This is a genomic window from Paenibacillus haidiansis (genome assembly GCF_036553665.1).
Classification (GTDB): domain Bacteria; phylum Bacillota; class Bacilli; order Paenibacillales; family Paenibacillaceae; genus Fontibacillus; species Fontibacillus haidiansis.
In genome coordinates, this window is record NZ_JAZHPZ010000004.1 from 172,908 (window position 1) to 187,595 (window position 14,688).

At 47.0% G+C, this 14,688-nt stretch carries 15 protein-coding genes and 1 riboswitch; of the genes, 6 read left to right on the top strand and 9 right to left on the bottom strand.

The window, feature by feature from the left end:
• Positions 1-32 precede the first annotated feature (32 nt).
• The gene (locus V3851_RS10440) at positions 33-791 is read right to left on the bottom strand and encodes an SDR family oxidoreductase (protein ID WP_331846697.1); all 759 of its coding nucleotides are present in this window, start codon (positions 789-791) and stop codon (positions 33-35) included.
• Between the two features lie 168 nt (positions 792-959).
• On the bottom strand, positions 960-1,571 hold the full coding sequence (locus V3851_RS10445; RefSeq protein WP_331846477.1) for a TetR/AcrR family transcriptional regulator: 612 nt from the start codon (positions 1,569-1,571) through the stop codon (positions 960-962).
• A gap of 122 nt (positions 1,572-1,693) precedes the next feature.
• Between V3851_RS10445 and V3851_RS10450 the strand changes: the two genes are divergently transcribed.
• Both V3851_RS10450 and V3851_RS10455 read left to right on the top strand, forming a co-directional pair.
• Entirely contained in the window at positions 1,694-3,121 is a 1,428-nt protein-coding gene (locus V3851_RS10450; RefSeq protein ID WP_331846478.1) for a hypothetical protein, read from the top strand.
• Positions 3,118-3,897, top strand: coding sequence for a hypothetical protein (locus V3851_RS10455; protein ID WP_331846479.1), 780 nt, complete (start codon positions 3,118-3,120; stop codon positions 3,895-3,897). The genes V3851_RS10450 and V3851_RS10455 overlap by 4 nt, the downstream gene beginning before the upstream one ends.
• Positions 3,898-3,971: 74 nt before the next feature.
• Here V3851_RS10455 and V3851_RS10460 read toward each other — a convergent pair whose 3' ends face one another.
• Both V3851_RS10460 and V3851_RS10465 read right to left on the bottom strand, forming a co-directional pair.
• Entirely contained in the window at positions 3,972-4,904 is a 933-nt protein-coding gene (locus tag V3851_RS10460; protein WP_331846480.1) for a carbohydrate kinase family protein, read from the bottom strand.
• A gap of 25 nt (positions 4,905-4,929) precedes the next feature.
• Positions 4,930-5,706 (bottom strand): hypothetical protein, encoded by a 777-nt coding sequence (locus V3851_RS10465; RefSeq protein WP_331846481.1) that lies wholly within the window; start codon positions 5,704-5,706, stop codon positions 4,930-4,932.
• Between the two features lie 190 nt (positions 5,707-5,896).
• Between V3851_RS10465 and V3851_RS10470 the strand changes: the two genes are divergently transcribed.
• Positions 5,897-6,952, top strand: coding sequence for an ArsR/SmtB family transcription factor (locus V3851_RS10470; protein ID WP_331846482.1), 1,056 nt, complete (start codon positions 5,897-5,899; stop codon positions 6,950-6,952).
• 74 nt (positions 6,953-7,026) lie between these two features.
• On the opposite strand, the gene V3851_RS10475 is transcribed toward V3851_RS10470, so the two are convergent.
• Positions 7,027-7,482 (bottom strand): Hsp20/alpha crystallin family protein, encoded by a 456-nt coding sequence (locus V3851_RS10475; RefSeq protein ID WP_331846483.1) that lies wholly within the window; start codon positions 7,480-7,482, stop codon positions 7,027-7,029.
• A gap of 304 nt (positions 7,483-7,786) precedes the next feature.
• On the opposite strand from V3851_RS10475, the gene V3851_RS10480 reads away from it, so the two are divergent.
• Positions 7,787-8,668: an AraC family transcriptional regulator gene (locus tag V3851_RS10480; protein ID WP_331846484.1), complete on the top strand. Its 882-nt coding sequence runs from the start codon at positions 7,787-7,789 to the stop codon at positions 8,666-8,668.
• 131 nt (positions 8,669-8,799) lie between these two features.
• Positions 8,800-10,083 (top strand): glycoside hydrolase family 27 protein, encoded by a 1,284-nt coding sequence (locus V3851_RS10485; protein WP_331846698.1) that lies wholly within the window; start codon positions 8,800-8,802, stop codon positions 10,081-10,083.
• Between the two features lie 23 nt (positions 10,084-10,106).
• On the opposite strand, the gene V3851_RS10490 is transcribed toward V3851_RS10485, so the two are convergent.
• The 4 genes from V3851_RS10490 to V3851_RS10505 all read right to left on the bottom strand — a co-directional run bounded on the left by V3851_RS10490 (position 10,107) and on the right by V3851_RS10505 (position 13,881).
• A complete protein-coding gene (locus tag V3851_RS10490; RefSeq protein ID WP_331846485.1) occupies positions 10,107-12,341 on the bottom strand; it encodes a HAMP domain-containing sensor histidine kinase in 2,235 nt (744 codons plus the stop codon).
• Positions 12,319-13,011, bottom strand: coding sequence for a response regulator transcription factor (locus V3851_RS10495; RefSeq protein ID WP_331846486.1), 693 nt, complete (start codon positions 13,009-13,011; stop codon positions 12,319-12,321). The genes V3851_RS10490 and V3851_RS10495 overlap by 23 nt, the downstream gene beginning before the upstream one ends.
• 208 nt (positions 13,012-13,219) lie before the next feature.
• A complete protein-coding gene (locus V3851_RS10500) occupies positions 13,220-13,534 on the bottom strand; it encodes a DMT family transporter (protein ID WP_331846487.1) in 315 nt (104 codons plus the stop codon).
• A complete protein-coding gene (locus V3851_RS10505) occupies positions 13,531-13,881 on the bottom strand; it encodes a DMT family transporter (RefSeq protein WP_331846699.1) in 351 nt (116 codons plus the stop codon). The genes V3851_RS10500 and V3851_RS10505 overlap by 4 nt, the downstream gene beginning before the upstream one ends.
• An 80-nt stretch (positions 13,882-13,961) precedes the next feature.
• Positions 13,962-14,060: riboswitch (guanidine-I (ykkC/yxkD leader) on the bottom strand.
• A gap of 155 nt (positions 14,061-14,215) precedes the next feature.
• Here V3851_RS10505 and V3851_RS10510 point away from each other — a divergent pair.
• Positions 14,216-14,668: a MarR family winged helix-turn-helix transcriptional regulator gene (locus tag V3851_RS10510; protein ID WP_331846488.1), complete on the top strand. Its 453-nt coding sequence runs from the start codon at positions 14,216-14,218 to the stop codon at positions 14,666-14,668.
• Positions 14,669-14,688: the final 20 nt, after the last annotated feature.

A 14,688-nucleotide genomic window follows, 5' to 3' on the forward strand; every position in this document is an offset into this window, starting at 1 on the left:
TTTGTATTCTGATGTTTAGTTCGGGAAGCGGCTTAGTACGCCGTCCAGCCCGCATCCGCCGTGATGATCGTACCGTTGACGAAGCTCGAGTCGTCCGAAGCCAGGAACAAGGCTACCTTGGCGATTTCTTCCGGCTTACCGTTACGCGGGTTGATCGCCATGCCGAGCTGCTGTTTGCCGAATCCGAATTGGCTGATACCGGTCATCGATGCCCCGATATTCGTCTCTACCCCGCCGGGAGCGATCCCGTTGCAGCGGATCCCTTCCGTCGCATACATGTACCCTGTGTTCTTGGTGAAGCCGACAACGGCATGTTTCGAAGCCGTATATGCGGCACCGGCGCGGGCACCGTAAAGTCCGCCTGCCGAAGCCACATTAACGATGACTCCTTTCTTCTTCTCCAAGAAGATTGGCAGCACTTTGCGAGTAGACCGCATTACACTGGTCGTATTGACGGCGAAAACTCTTTCCCATCTCTCGTCCGTTACTTCGCCTGCAGGCTCCATGCCGTCCATGATACCTGCGTTGTTGATCAGAATATCGACGGTACCGTAATTTTGCACCGTGGTGTCAACCAAATTCTGAATGTCTTCTTCCAAGGCTACGTTGGTTTTAATAGCAAACGCCGTTCCGCCTTGACTCGTAATTTCTTCTACCGTTGCGTTTGCACCCTCCAGATTCAAATCGGAGACGGCGACTTTCGCTCCTTCTTTGGCAAACAGCAAAGCGATTTCTTTACCCATTCCCGATGCGGCGCCGGTGACGATAGCTACTTGATTTTGAAGTTTCATCATTAATCCCTCCTAAAATATTCACATTTTAGTTGTGAAATTGTGAACAATGTTATTGCATTAGCAAAAATATATCCTCTTTTAAGTATAGTTTAGCCAAAAATTTCGTACAATCATTAATCATTCACAAAATGTACATTAACGTACAAATCCATATCGATTGTATGGTTATTTGGTATTTATACTAATTTTGGCCGAGGACGGCCGCCAGTTAATCAGCTTCACAAGTTGATCCTGCATATAGGAGGGCGGGTAATTGAATCCGCTCTCGATCCAATGGAAAATAAGGCCGAGCAAGGCATGCATGAAGAAGATGACGGTAAACTCCCGGTTGAGCTCATCGGCGGCTTCCGCCTCCCGGCCCGTATACTCCAATTCTTCCATAGCGATTTGCTTCAGTGCGGCAAATATTTTTATCTTCAACTGGGTTAAAACATCGCTTTTAAACAGCGTCGTATAGACATCGGCATTGCGGTGAAAATGTTCGAAGATCATGACCGATTTGGCCGGCAGTTCATCGATCCGGAACACTTCCACTTCTTCGTAGGGCGCGCGAAAAGATTGGATTAATTCGTCCAACAGGACGGAATAAATCTCCTCAAGCAGCGCTTCTTTGCTGTCATAATGGGAATAGAACGTCCCGCGGTTATACTCCGCCTTCTCGACGATTTCCTTAATGGAAATGGAATGGAAGCTTTTTTCCGACATCAGATCCAATAAGGCTTGTCTGAGATCGGCCTTACTTCGCAGTATGCGCTTATCCGTCTTCTTTTCCCCCATGCAAAACATTCCTTTTATTATTAATATTTTTATTATTAATAATTATAATAACATTTTTTACAACTGTATTATGAATCCGGTGTTCGCAAACCTTAATTATATACAAGGAGGCGATACACTTGGTGTTTGATGAACTGGTTAATCTGGTCCAATCTCTAACCCGTAAAGAAGACAATGCGTTTTCCTTCAATTTTGATCCGCAAATGCTGCAGATTGATCCGCTCGTCCAGGAATCATTCTCCAAAATACTCGGCCATGCATTGCTGATCAAATCGGCAGTGATTACGATAAACCACGAAAACTCATACATTACTGTTGAGGGCATACATGAGTCGGATGTATTTCATGGAACAGCCGTGCGAATATTGGCCGATTTCTTCCTCGATAACGGTGATTTACGTTATCACTGTATCGTGCTGCTTCCACCGGAATGGGTTCACGAGTATGTTCAAGCAGTCGAGCAGCTATTGAATAATCTGCAAGCTATTAGTGCCGTTCGGTTCGATTTGCATGAACCCGGCTTGGCGATTTCCACCATAGGACCTCTGCATGGACCACTCCAGCAACTGACGAATATAACTGAGAACATTCAAGGGTTTAACCTGATCGCCCGGATTGAGTTGTCCGGCGAGATGATAAATACAATAAATAAATTACTGGGCCTACCCAATACCTTAAAGTTCAATGTCGGATATCATGCCGGTGATCCGGTACCGATGGCAAGGGCCATTTACGATGAACCCTTATCCGTGGGCATCCTGCATTTGGATTACCTTATGATTACTATGGCACCGTCCCAATTTGAGCTGAGCTTTCCGCTTCGCTTTCAAATCGGGGAGGATACGATATTGTTCAGTGCCTTTTTTAGCTTTGTGAATGCAAGCTCCTTTGAACTGGGTATGCGGTTTAGCGGAGTTCAAACCAGAAATAACGGCATCGCGCAAGAATGGGTAAATCCCCTCGGGCTTAATTGGATTACAATCAGCGGTCTGGGCGGGAAATACCGGACGGAACCCGCCGGGTTTTCAGTGATCATGGAAGGTATCATCAAGTTAGGCGAGGAACAGAAGGATCAGATGGTTATCAATGTATTGCTTGAACTCCTTAATGGCTCCATGCCCGTTTCGTTTGTCGGCAAGCTTTCGCATAGTGATGAGTCGGAAATTCCTCTGTCACGATTGATTAACAGTTTTTTTCAAGTAATAATTATGCATTGGCCGGATGACGGCAGGATCGATCATTTTGCTCCATGGCTTGATGATCCGAAGGTCAAATACTTTGAGCTTTATTTTATACCGGGCCCGGAGCCCATAATAAGCCCCATGGATCCTTCTGTTACCTTCTCGCCCGGTTTAGGCTTATCCGCGCAAGGCAGTTATTTCGGTAATTCGGCTCTGTTCCATGTGATTGCCGAAAGCAAAAACTCGCAAAACCTCCTGATTCGCGCAAATATGGATATCATTGACCTCGGCGACGGAATGGTAAGAATCGAAGCACCGCCAATGACGGTAAGGGGCCATCCATCTATTTTAAGAAAAATGAAACCATGAATTATTCCTTTTCAATCGACTTTGGAATAAAAATTCTTAACCTCGGGAAGATCAATTTTTCTGGCTTGCATGATGATAACCACGAATATGTGATCTTTCAGCTCAATAATATGGATTTTGATAATATTTCCCGCGGCTCCGCAAATTGTTTACTATATCATAACAACCGCTTCACAATAAATTTAACCGGAGAGATAGCTCTTAGCCGGACCTACAAAATAACCTTATTGGACAAGATCGATAAAATTACTTTAGCAGGTTCGATCAACACGAGTTTGGCTATGGATATTTCAAAAGATCAATCTAAACTAAGCTATGAGGCGACTTGGATGCTCAATAATTCCAACCCGGAAATTTCCGTAAAAAACAGCTTGAACCGAAAGGTATCGTCATTTAAAGATATTGCAAACCTGATAATTGACGACGTCTTAGCAAAACTGCAGCATTATAACATTAATGACCTGCTAAACTTATTTGACCGGGACTGGATCAATTTTGTCCACCCTCTGGGCAAGATTTTGAATGATCTTGGCATTACGCCGGAAAAGGCCGCGGAACTTCTGAACGGTTTGCAAAAATTCGCCGGCAAACCGCAAGAGGTTGTTAATATCCTAATGGTTCCGGGGGGCTTTAATGAGGGACAAGTTAAAGTTGCGCTTGAGCGAACAGGAATATCCGTACAAGGATTAAAGTTCCTGTCTGAGGGGGAATTAACCAATATCGGAAATGGGCTTCCGGGAGATTTAAACAGTATCGCAAATAGGCTTCCCCATTAATAAGCTTTAATTAGTGAAAACCGGGCCGGGCAAAGAAAATATTCGATGTCCGGCCTTTTAGTATTTGGCTTTATTCATTCATTTGACCTTCTTCGGCCTTTATTCACCCGGTTATTTCCTCCATAATATTTATCGTATTCCCGCCGCAGGAGCTCCTCGCTTAATTCCGGGTAGGCCAGCTCTTTGGAGGTAATGCTCAAACCGGCACAAACAGTGCCCAGATTCAGGCATTCGACAATCGGCTTGCTGTTCAAGTATCCGTACAAAAATCCGGAAAAGAAGCTGTCCCCGGCGCCGTTGGCGTCTATAAACTCATATTGTTCGATGATACCGGTTTCTATCCACCCGCCGTCTTGGGATAAGCAGGTGGCTCCTTTTTTACCGTGCGTGCATACGACCAGCTTCTTGCCTTTACGCAGGAGAGCTTCCATCACTTTTCGATAATCCGGCAATTTGTCGGAGCTCATAAATATATAGTCGGCCGCCTCAATGTAATCAACATAGAAACCGTTCATGCCGTCATAATCATGAAGATCGGTCCAAACCGGCTTGTTGTATTTCCGGCACAAGCCGATAAGCGCCTTGGTGTAGCCGATAATGTTGATTACGACGATATCGCAATCGCGAATCAGCGCTTCAAGACGGTTTAAGTCCAGGGGCGGATTAGCCGAGGACTGGGTGACGAAGATTGAAATCCGGTTTCCCTCCCGATCCATTAAATTAACGTGGCGTTCCGTGCCTTGAGGGTCAATATCATAACGGAAATCGACTCCGGCATCCTGCAGCGATTCCTTGATTTTATGTCCGTATGAATCGTTCCCGATGATGGAATGAAGAATGCAGGGGACGTTCAGTTTACACAAATTCAAAGCTTTGCCCGCTCCGGTGGAACCGACGGTTTCGTGGAAAGGCGCGGCATGAATCGTTTGCGGCACGGGCTCGGGAAGCTTGGGCAAGGAAATAATGGAATCGTAGGTGGTGCCGCCTAGTACAAGCACATTCAGCATGATATTTCCCTCCTTCTATTCAAGTTCAGACCGCCCCCAACTGTTCGGCCAATGCCCGAATCTCTTGAGACAATTTCGTATTTACGGGATAGATATTCTCAATATAAGAAAGCATTCGTATCGCGGATTGAGGCACATTATTATAGCCCAGCAGCATTTCTCCCAACTGGAGATCAAAGCCGGGAAACCTTGCTTCAACTCTCCGGTCGCTGCTGTAAGGATCAAGATCACAGGCCTGTTCTTCTTTATGTAAATGCAATGTGGATATAATTTGACCCATGGCATAGGTTTCGATAAATGTTTTGGCCGACATTTTTTCCCCTCTGGCATAGCGGCAAAGGCCTACATAGATGTTGGTCACGGCTTCGTTTAAGGGAAAGTCCAGCACGTCGGGACGGTTGACGGGAGCCGGCTGCTCCAAGGTTGGAATTTGGTGCCGATAACTAGGTCTTTGCCAGACGATTCTTCCTCCATAACAAGGAACTTCCCGCAATTTGATTTCGTCAAACACCGCAAACTCCCCGTAAATTCCGTCTTCGAACATTATTTTCCACCCATCGACGGTATTGCGGAATTGATAGGCTAACGGATGAACATCATCCAGCCAGTCCAAATGATCAATAAACATCGGTGCGCACCCCGGTTTGACGATGACAAAGAAATCGAGATCGGAATAGGCATCCAATCGGTTTAATTCGGCTCCTACAGAACCAACCCCCAACAAAAGCAATGCTTCCTCCGTGTTTGCGAGGCTTTGTCCTATGGCGTCCAGCCTTTTTAGCAATAATTGTTTCCTGTCCATATAATCTCACTCCCTGCTCCCTGCAAATTTAAAAGGAATTAGATGCAATTAGATTATACATTAGATAATTATAAAATCAATTATATATTCGAGGAACATTAAATTAGTTGACTTTGATCTTTAGCGATATATATGATGAATTAGATTGAATTCAAATCTTAATCCAAATCGTGAATAGAGGTCGGTCCGCTTGAAGCCATCGATAACCCCGCTTATCAGTTTACCCATGGAATTTTTATATTCCCTTTATGCGCTAGGTACGGATAAAGGCTTTGTCGAAATGATCCGCGCTTTTGGGCTGGAGCCCAGCGCCGAGATGACGGACATGCTTCAAAAAATGAAAAAGCCGCTTTCCCGTTACATTGAGCAGGAAACGACTTATTTTTTTGATGCCGGCGGCTTGGGCTTCATCCTGTACAAATATATTGTCCATAACCCCGCTTTAAATAAGGTCAATGAAATTATCGAGCTGGTTCAGAAGGACGATTCGGATAAATTTTTATCCAAAATCATGGATAGTGTCTGCAAAAATACATTGCCCGCAAAGGAGTCCCCGGAGTACAAGGCCATTTTCGGCGACCGGGCCAAGCTGCTGCAGCTGGTGAATGAAACCAAGTTTCAGGATGAGAGCAGAAAGACGAGAGTCATCGAAACTGTCCAAAATCCGGAGGAAATCAAACAGCGGTTTGCGTTATTGTTAGGCAGGTTTTATGCGGCGGCGTTTGAGCCGGTTGAAGCTGAGATCCTGAAAAGTATTGATACGGCAAAAAGTAAATATGACGCTATTCTAAAGGAAACTCCCGAGCTATTCATGAGCCGATATTTAAATACGGACAGCCTGAAAAATCACCCGGCCGGTTATATTCTTCATCTGAGCCTTTTCAAATACGTTAGCTGTCACGCTTATTCTTCCTATCAGGATCATGTGAAGGATTGGTTTGTACTGGGCATTTATACCGATCAATTGTTTAATGAATCGGCCCTTGCGGAGAGGCAGGCCCATTTTTTCAAAGTATTATCCGATGTCAACAGAATCTCGATGATTCGTCTTTTGTCGGAACGGCCCTGGTTTGGCCAGGAGCTGGCTGAAGCTTTGAATATTTCGCCGCCCACCGTATCCTATCATATCGGATTTTTGCAGCAGATCGGCGCGGTCAGCTTCAAAAGAATCGATAACAGAATTTACTACGAGCTCGACCGCGACAAGCTGCTGAAGCCGCTTCAGGATTATTTGAAGTCGTTTTGACGGGAAAGCAGAATACATGAAAACGGGCCGGACAAAGGAATTCTCCATGCCCGGCCCGTTGTTATTATTTTAGCTTAGTCTTGAATCTCGATGCGTCTTGTCTTCGCTTGCGGCCGTTTCGGCACTTCCAGTTTCAACACTCCGTCCTTCAAGGATGCGCGGATGCCTTCTTCATCGATGTCTTGAACGTGGAATCTGCGCACGTATTCCCCGTAACGCCGTTCCTTGCGGATGATTTGCTCCGTGGAATCCTCCACGCTGTTGTCTTCCTTGCGTACCGCTTTGATCGTCAAGTAAGGGTTGGCGTAGCCGATCTCGATTTCATCTTTTTGAAATCCCGGAAGCTCGGCTTCCACCAAATAGGCGTCCTCGGTTTCGCGGATGTCCGTTCTGAACGACATCAGCGAGCCTTTCAGCGGCGTGAAGAAATCATCATTAAACATATCGTTGAAACGATCGTTAAAAGATTTCACCCAATGGTTAAACGCATCTTCTCTGTTTCGACTTCCAAAAGGAATCAGATCAAACATCATTCATTCCCCTTTCTTTGATTTGACCTTCTTTGACCTTACACCCTCATTATATGCTTCCGGGTCTGGAATGACAAAAGCGGTCTGCGGCCAAAAAGGCTTAAAACAAGCTGTTTTAGGGAAATTTATGCGGATGTTCCGGCATGATCTTGCGGTTTGACCTTATTTGACCTTCGTTTGATTTATATGGAGCTATCCCGCCGTTCGTCATGGCTTTTGGAAAGAATGACAAGAAGGAGTACTGTCCCTTAAAATAATAAGCAATCAGCCTGCCGACTTCATGTCGCGGAAGGGAGACTACGAAATGACCTACTCCTCTGAATACGGCACCTACGGCTTCCGGTTCGCCGACGTCCCGGAGCTGCCGCTGTGCGGCTTATTCGCCGTCGGACGGGAACGCGAAACCGATCCTTCTTACCGGTGGGACGGCCTGATGCGCGACGACGGGCCTCTTCTCCTCTTCCAGTATACGCTGACGGGCGAAGGCGCCGTCGAGATCGGGGACCGGAAGGAAGCCGTCGGCATAGGTAAAGCCTTTCTTGTTGATATCCCCGGCGACCATCGCTACTACCTGCCCGCGGACAAGCCGGAATGGTCCTTTTATTTTCTGCTGTTCCGGCCTCGTCTCGTGCTGCCCGCCTGGAAAACGATCAAGGCCAGGCTCGGAGATGTGGCGGAGCTGCCGGCGGGCAGCGCGCCGATCCGCAAGCTGCGGGCGATCTTCGAAGACGCGCGCGAAGGTAAAATTACGGACCCGTATACGGCATCATCCCATGTATATCAGTTCGTCATGGAACTCGTGCGCTTCGCGTCCACACCCGACCGGGAGCAGGAAGTTTGGCCCGCCGCCATCCGTTCGGCTGTCCGTTTCATCGATACGAACTATGCCGGAATGATCGGCCAAGCGGAGTTGGCCGCAAAATCGGGACTGTCCAAGTATCACTTCCTCCGGACATTCTCCCGCTACGTAGGCATGACGCCGAATGATTATCTGAACCGCGTGCGGATCGAACGCTCCGTCGAATTGCTGGGCCGTACCGACTGGAATATCGAAGCCATCGCCGCTGCCGTCGGATATTCAAGCGGCAGCTATTTTATCAAGGTGTTCCGCAAGCTGACCGGACAGACGCCCGGACAGTTCCGGGATCAGCGGCTTCCGTACAGCCGACTTTTCTATGACAAGTAACCGAACAGCAATTTTGTGCTATTCATCATCCAAAATTACGGTTTTCAACCGGCTCTATCGGCATTAAGATGAGGACACGACCGCAATTATATATCTCTTACGATAAGGAGTGTATCCTCTTGAATCATCAATTGAATCATCACTTGATTGCCCCGACGCCGCCAATGGGCTGGAACAGTTGGGATTGCTACGGAGCCGCCGTGACGGAGAAAGAAGTCCGCGCCAATGCCGACTATATGGCGAAGCATCTGAAGGACTTCGGCTGGGAATACGTCGTCGTCGATATCCAATGGTACGAGCCGGGAGCCGTCTCCTCGCAGTACCGCCCGTTCGTACCGCTCGAGATGGACGAATTCTCGCGATTGATCCCCGCCGTGAACCGTTTCCCGTCGGCGGCGGACGGCCGAGGCTTCAAGCCGCTCGCCGACTACGTTCACGGTCTCGGACTCAAATTCGGCATCCATATTATGCGGGGGATCCCGCGCCAAGCCGCGCATGCCGCCACGCCGATTAAAGGCTCATCCGCGACCGCGCGGGACATCGCCCACACGAATTCGATCTGCCCGTGGAACACCGACATGTACGGCGTGGACGCGTCGAAGGAAGGCGCGCAAGCGTACTACGACTCGCTGTTCGAGCTGTACGCGGAATGGGGCGTCGATTTCGTCAAGGTTGACGATATCGCCGCATCGCGGCTGTACGATTCTCATCTGTCCGAGATCGCGTTGATCAGAAAAGCGATCGACCGCAGCGGCCGGCCGATGACGCTGAGCTTATCCCCGGGACCGGCTCCGCTCCAGCACGCCGACTTCCTGGAGCAAAACGCCAACATGTGGCGGATGACCGACGACTTCTGGGATTTGTGGGAGCTGCTGCTCGACATGTTCGACCGCTGCGAGAAGTGGCAGGGCCGGCCGGGGCCGGGACATTGGCCCGATTGCGACATGCTTCCGCTCGGGCATATCGGCATCCGCTCGGTGGACGGCGGCGGCGCCGACCGCTGGACCCGCTTCACCAAGGATGAGCAAGTGACGATGATGACGCTTTGGACGCTGTTCCGCTCGCCGCTGTTCTTCGGCGGGGAATTGAATGACAATGACGACTGGACGCTGTCGCTGCTCACCAATCGAGATGTGCTGACCATGCATAGAGACGGGAGTGAAGCAAAGCAAGTATACCGGATCGGCGACCGCATCGTCTGGACATCGAAAGGTCCGGACAATACCCGCTACGTCGCATTGTTTAATACCGGCGACGCCCCCCTTCGGGTCAGCGTCCGGCTGGATGCGCTCGGATGGAGCGGAGGCGCCGCTTCGGCGTTCGATATGTGGGCCTCGGAAACCCTCGGAACGATTGAGGCAAGCCTGGAGCTGGAGGTCGCCTCGCATGGCGCGAGACTGATCCGGCTGTCCTAGAAACACAACAACGCAAGTTCATCTTAATGATGAACTTGCGTTGTTTCCTCCACCTTTAGAGAAATATTCACTTTAAACAAGTCGCCGTCGATGTCAATATCAAGACTGCCTTCATGCAGATCCACGATCGATTTCGCAATCGCCAGCCCGAGGCCGGAGCCTTCCGTATGGCGTGAAGAATCGCCGCGTTTGAACCGTTCGAACAGCTCATCCATATTTTCGCCGATCTCATATTTCGTCACATTTTTAAACGTAATCAACGCATGATGGTTCCCGGTTTGGACCGTAATATAAACGCGTGAATTCTCGAGCGAGTATTTCAGGATATTTCCGATCAAATTATCAAACACACGCCATAGCTTCTTTCCGTCAACAAAGGCATACACCGGTTCTCCGGGGTTTGAAAACCTGAACTGCAAACTGGAGTTATTGATCATGTCATCATACTCCGCCAGGGCCTGTTGCAAAAGCTGGACGAGATCGACCCTTTCCTTTGCCAATTCCGCATTCCCGCTGGCCATTTTCGAAACTTCAAATAAATCATCAATCAATACTTTTAACCGTTTTGATTTTTTATCGATAATTTCAACATAGGTTAGCCAGTCTTCACTCGACACATCTTCCTTTTTCAATAGCCCGATATAAGTAATGATGGAGGTTAGCGGTGTCCGAAGATCGTGGCTGACATTCGTAATCAGTTCCGTTTTAAGGCGTTCACTCTTGGCTTGCTCGTGCTGCAGCGTCTTTACTCCTTGCTTTAACACATTGATATCTTCGGCAAGCGCGGCCAGAACGGATCTCCCCGATACCGGCAGATCCTGACCCAAATTTCCAGCAGCCAGCTCATTCGTCTTGATGACGATCCGGTTAAAATACCCGATCCTGCGAATCAAGAGCAACACAATAGGCAGACCTATAGCCGCAAGAAGTATGATATATACGACGATTAAACCGGGATTCAAGTCGATCATCATGGCCGCTGCCCCTAGACCAAATACGCTGATCAATAGAACAAGCAACTGCACGCCTATGCTCCTGTTCAGAAAAGCGTCCGTCAGGCTTTCTTTTGCTTGAGTAAAGAGCGACTTTACGCCCTTCCCCGCTTTATGCAAAAGCCCTTTCTTCCATTCTTCTTTTAAATGCCCCCAATTCTTAAATTGTGCCGCAAAGGTCTTCCCCCGGATTAAGGTAATCACCAAAAACAGCGTGGCAATGACCAAACCGATAAACATGTTCCGGCCGTAAACAAATGGATTATCGAATACATAAATGAACTGATGCTTGATGAAAAAAAGTGAAATTATGGCGCCGATACTTGTCAGGATAAAAAATACGGCTCTAACATCGATTGGAAGCTTATCGTAATAGGAGGGCCCTCTTCCGACCGCCGAAGGAACAGCTATCGCTTTCCTACCGAAAATGACGCATAGAATCAATGCAGCCACGCTTAGGAAGGCATAGGCCCATAACGTAATTTGCTCCTGTTTGTATTTATGGTACTGGGACATAAAGGAGCTCGAGGAGGGTAAGCCTTTGGGTACCGCAATTTCCCCCGTAAACGGAATAAACGTTTCTCCCAGCAACCAAACATCAAGCGATCGTTCTGTCGGTATGGAATAGCTTGTCATATATAGCGTGTTTTGGGGGTTCATCTTGTCTTGGACCGTTTCATCCCCCACCAAGCTCAAATTCGTATAGTCTTTGTCGGAGAAACCGCTCTGAAAGTAATATTGAAATTGATTTTTATATTTTAAATAATCCGTACGATATTGTTCTCTCTGCTTGAAGTACTCTTTCAGCTCCTTTTCCTTTTCGTTCATTATCCTTTCTCGGGCGTATTCGTCACTTTTGAATATTTTAGTGATATCCTCTATTTTTTTATCTTTTTCCGCTGCGTAGATGTCCGCGGCCGCTTGGTTATCCGCTAATAATGCTTCTTCAATTCGAAATTGATAATCGCTTTGGATAGAGTTCGTTTGATCCGTTATATCCCCCATCCCATTCCGATAATCATTGATTTCCTCTTCAGAAACGGTCAGCGATTGTTTCTTTTCCTCAAAAGTAATGCTGTTCAGCTCGAACATATTCAAATACTGAGCAAATTGATCGAGCTCCATTCGAAATTCGGGCGTGTGAAAATAATCGCGATGAACATATTGGTTGCCGAAAGTGAATGCGACCAAGAGTCCGCTTAGACCAAAAGTACACATCATAGCCCAGAAGCCGACGCGCAACCTATTTTTCCATTTTATATCCAATTCCCCACACCACCTTTAAAAAAGTCGGATTCTTCGGATCGATTTCAATTTTTTCGCGAATTTTTCGGATGTGAACGGCCACCGTATTTTCCGCGTTATAGCAAGGCTCTTTCCAAACCAGCTCATAGATTTCATGGATCGAGAACACTCGCCCGGCGTTGGTCATCAATAATTCGACGATTTTATATTCCAGAGGCGTAAGCTTGACCGGTTCTCCATGGACCTTCACTTCCTTGGACAATTTGTCGAGTGTAAGCCCCTTTAGATCAATGACTTTGTTATTGCCTTCATAAGTGCCTAGAGCAACATACCTTCTTAACTGGGATTTCACGCGGGCCACGAGCTCCATCGGATTAAACGGTTTGGTAACATAGTCATCCGCGCCCACATGAAGGCCCAATATTTTATCGCTGTCCTCACTTTTTGCGCTTAACATAAGAATAGGAATGTTTTTCTGCTCGCGAATTTTAGAGGTTGCGGCAATACCGTCAAGTCTTGGCATCATAATATCCATAATAATAAGATGAACCGGTTGAGCATTTATGATATCCAGCGCTTCCATGCCATCCTTGGCTTTTAACACGGCAACCCCTTCATTTTTCAGGTAAATTTCGATGGCGTCCCGTATTTCCTTGTCGTCATCCACAACGAGCACATTATAATTGTCCATTTCTCACTCAACTTTCCGGAAAGTCTTCTATCTCTATCATCATAGTAATCGTAAATGAAATATCTTAATATCCATTTATGATAATTATGAAGAACTTCTTAAGATTTTTGCGGCTTTGCTCCAAATAAAACAGGAAAACCGCCTCATGAAGAGGCGGTTCATTGGAATGCTCTGCCCTTGGCTGCGGGCTGGGCTATTTCTCCCGGCTTCAAGCAATCAGCTTAAGTCCAATTACCGATGCGATAATCAAAAATATAAAAAACAACCGGGTTATATTTCTGGATTCCCCATAGAAAATCATGCCGATCAATGCGCCGCCGACCGTACCGATTCCTGTCCATATGGCATAGGCCGTACCCATGGAGATTTCCCTCATAGCGAACGATAAGAGCACAAAACTTAGCAGGAAACCTCCCACCAGCGTTATCAAGGCACGAACCGACGGCTTTTTATTTACCATACTAATTCCCGCTACCCCGACAACTTCGAAACATCCGGCCAAAATAAGCGCAATCCAACTCATGACAACTCACCTCGCTGCTGTTCGTCTTCAGGATTCCTGGTCACCAGTTTAAGGCCGATAATCCCGACCAAAAGCGAAACAATTAACCACACTTTTCCCCAACTAAACGGAACACCGAATAATACCATCTCCGTAATGACTGTGCCCGCCGTACCCAGACCGACAAAGATCGCGTAGACGGTGCTGGTCGGCAGCTTTTTCCCCGAATAAATCAGACCGGAGAAACTGATGACAATAGCCAGTACAGTAAGCCCCCATTCCATCCAGTTGTCGGCATGCTTCAAGCCGGCTACCCACATGACTTCAAAAACCGCCGCGATAACCACCAAAACCCAATGCTTGTTAATTTTGTCCACTCTCCTTCACCCGTGCATTATTCCCCCGGCAAACGCAAAAAATGCCCGAGAAGAACATCCTCTGCAGATGCTCCTCCCGGGCTTTTATCCCTCCGTGTACGCGTGTTGCTTGCGCGTTTTCTCTTGGACCTGACCGGCCAATTGACCGCGGAACCCTAGAAAACATTTGATTCAGTTGAATAATGCACAATATTTTATCAACCTACTATACAACAAATTTTTAAAATAGTGAAGTTTTTATTTTGTTGTAAATGCAACAAAAATATTATACTATTTATGAACGGTAGAGATCAGTCAAAGAAATTAAAATAATGGAGCTGTTAATATGAAGGAAATTCTGCGTGAAATCGGAATGATCGCCAGGGCGTTGGATTCCATAAGCAATATAGAATTTAAAGAATACGACCTTACAAAAGGGCAGTATTTGTACCTGGTGCGAATATGCGAGAACCCGGGAATCATCCAAGAAAAGTTGGCCGAAATGATTAAAGTGGACCGAACGACCGCGGCGCGCGCCATTAAAAAGCTTGAAACGAACGGCTTTATTGAAAAGAAAGAGGATGAGCATAACAGAAAAATAAAAAAGCTCTTTCCGACGGAAAAAGGGAAAGACGTCTTTCCTTTTATAAAAAGAGAAAACGATCATTCGGATCGCGTCGCATTGGCGGGTTTTTCCGAAGGCGAGGCGGAAACCCTTTATCATCTGCTTCAAAGAGTTCGAAAAAATATAGAAATTGACTGGGAGTTCGTGAAAAAGGGAAATAAGAGAAATTATTGATTTTATATTAAGGAGCCTAG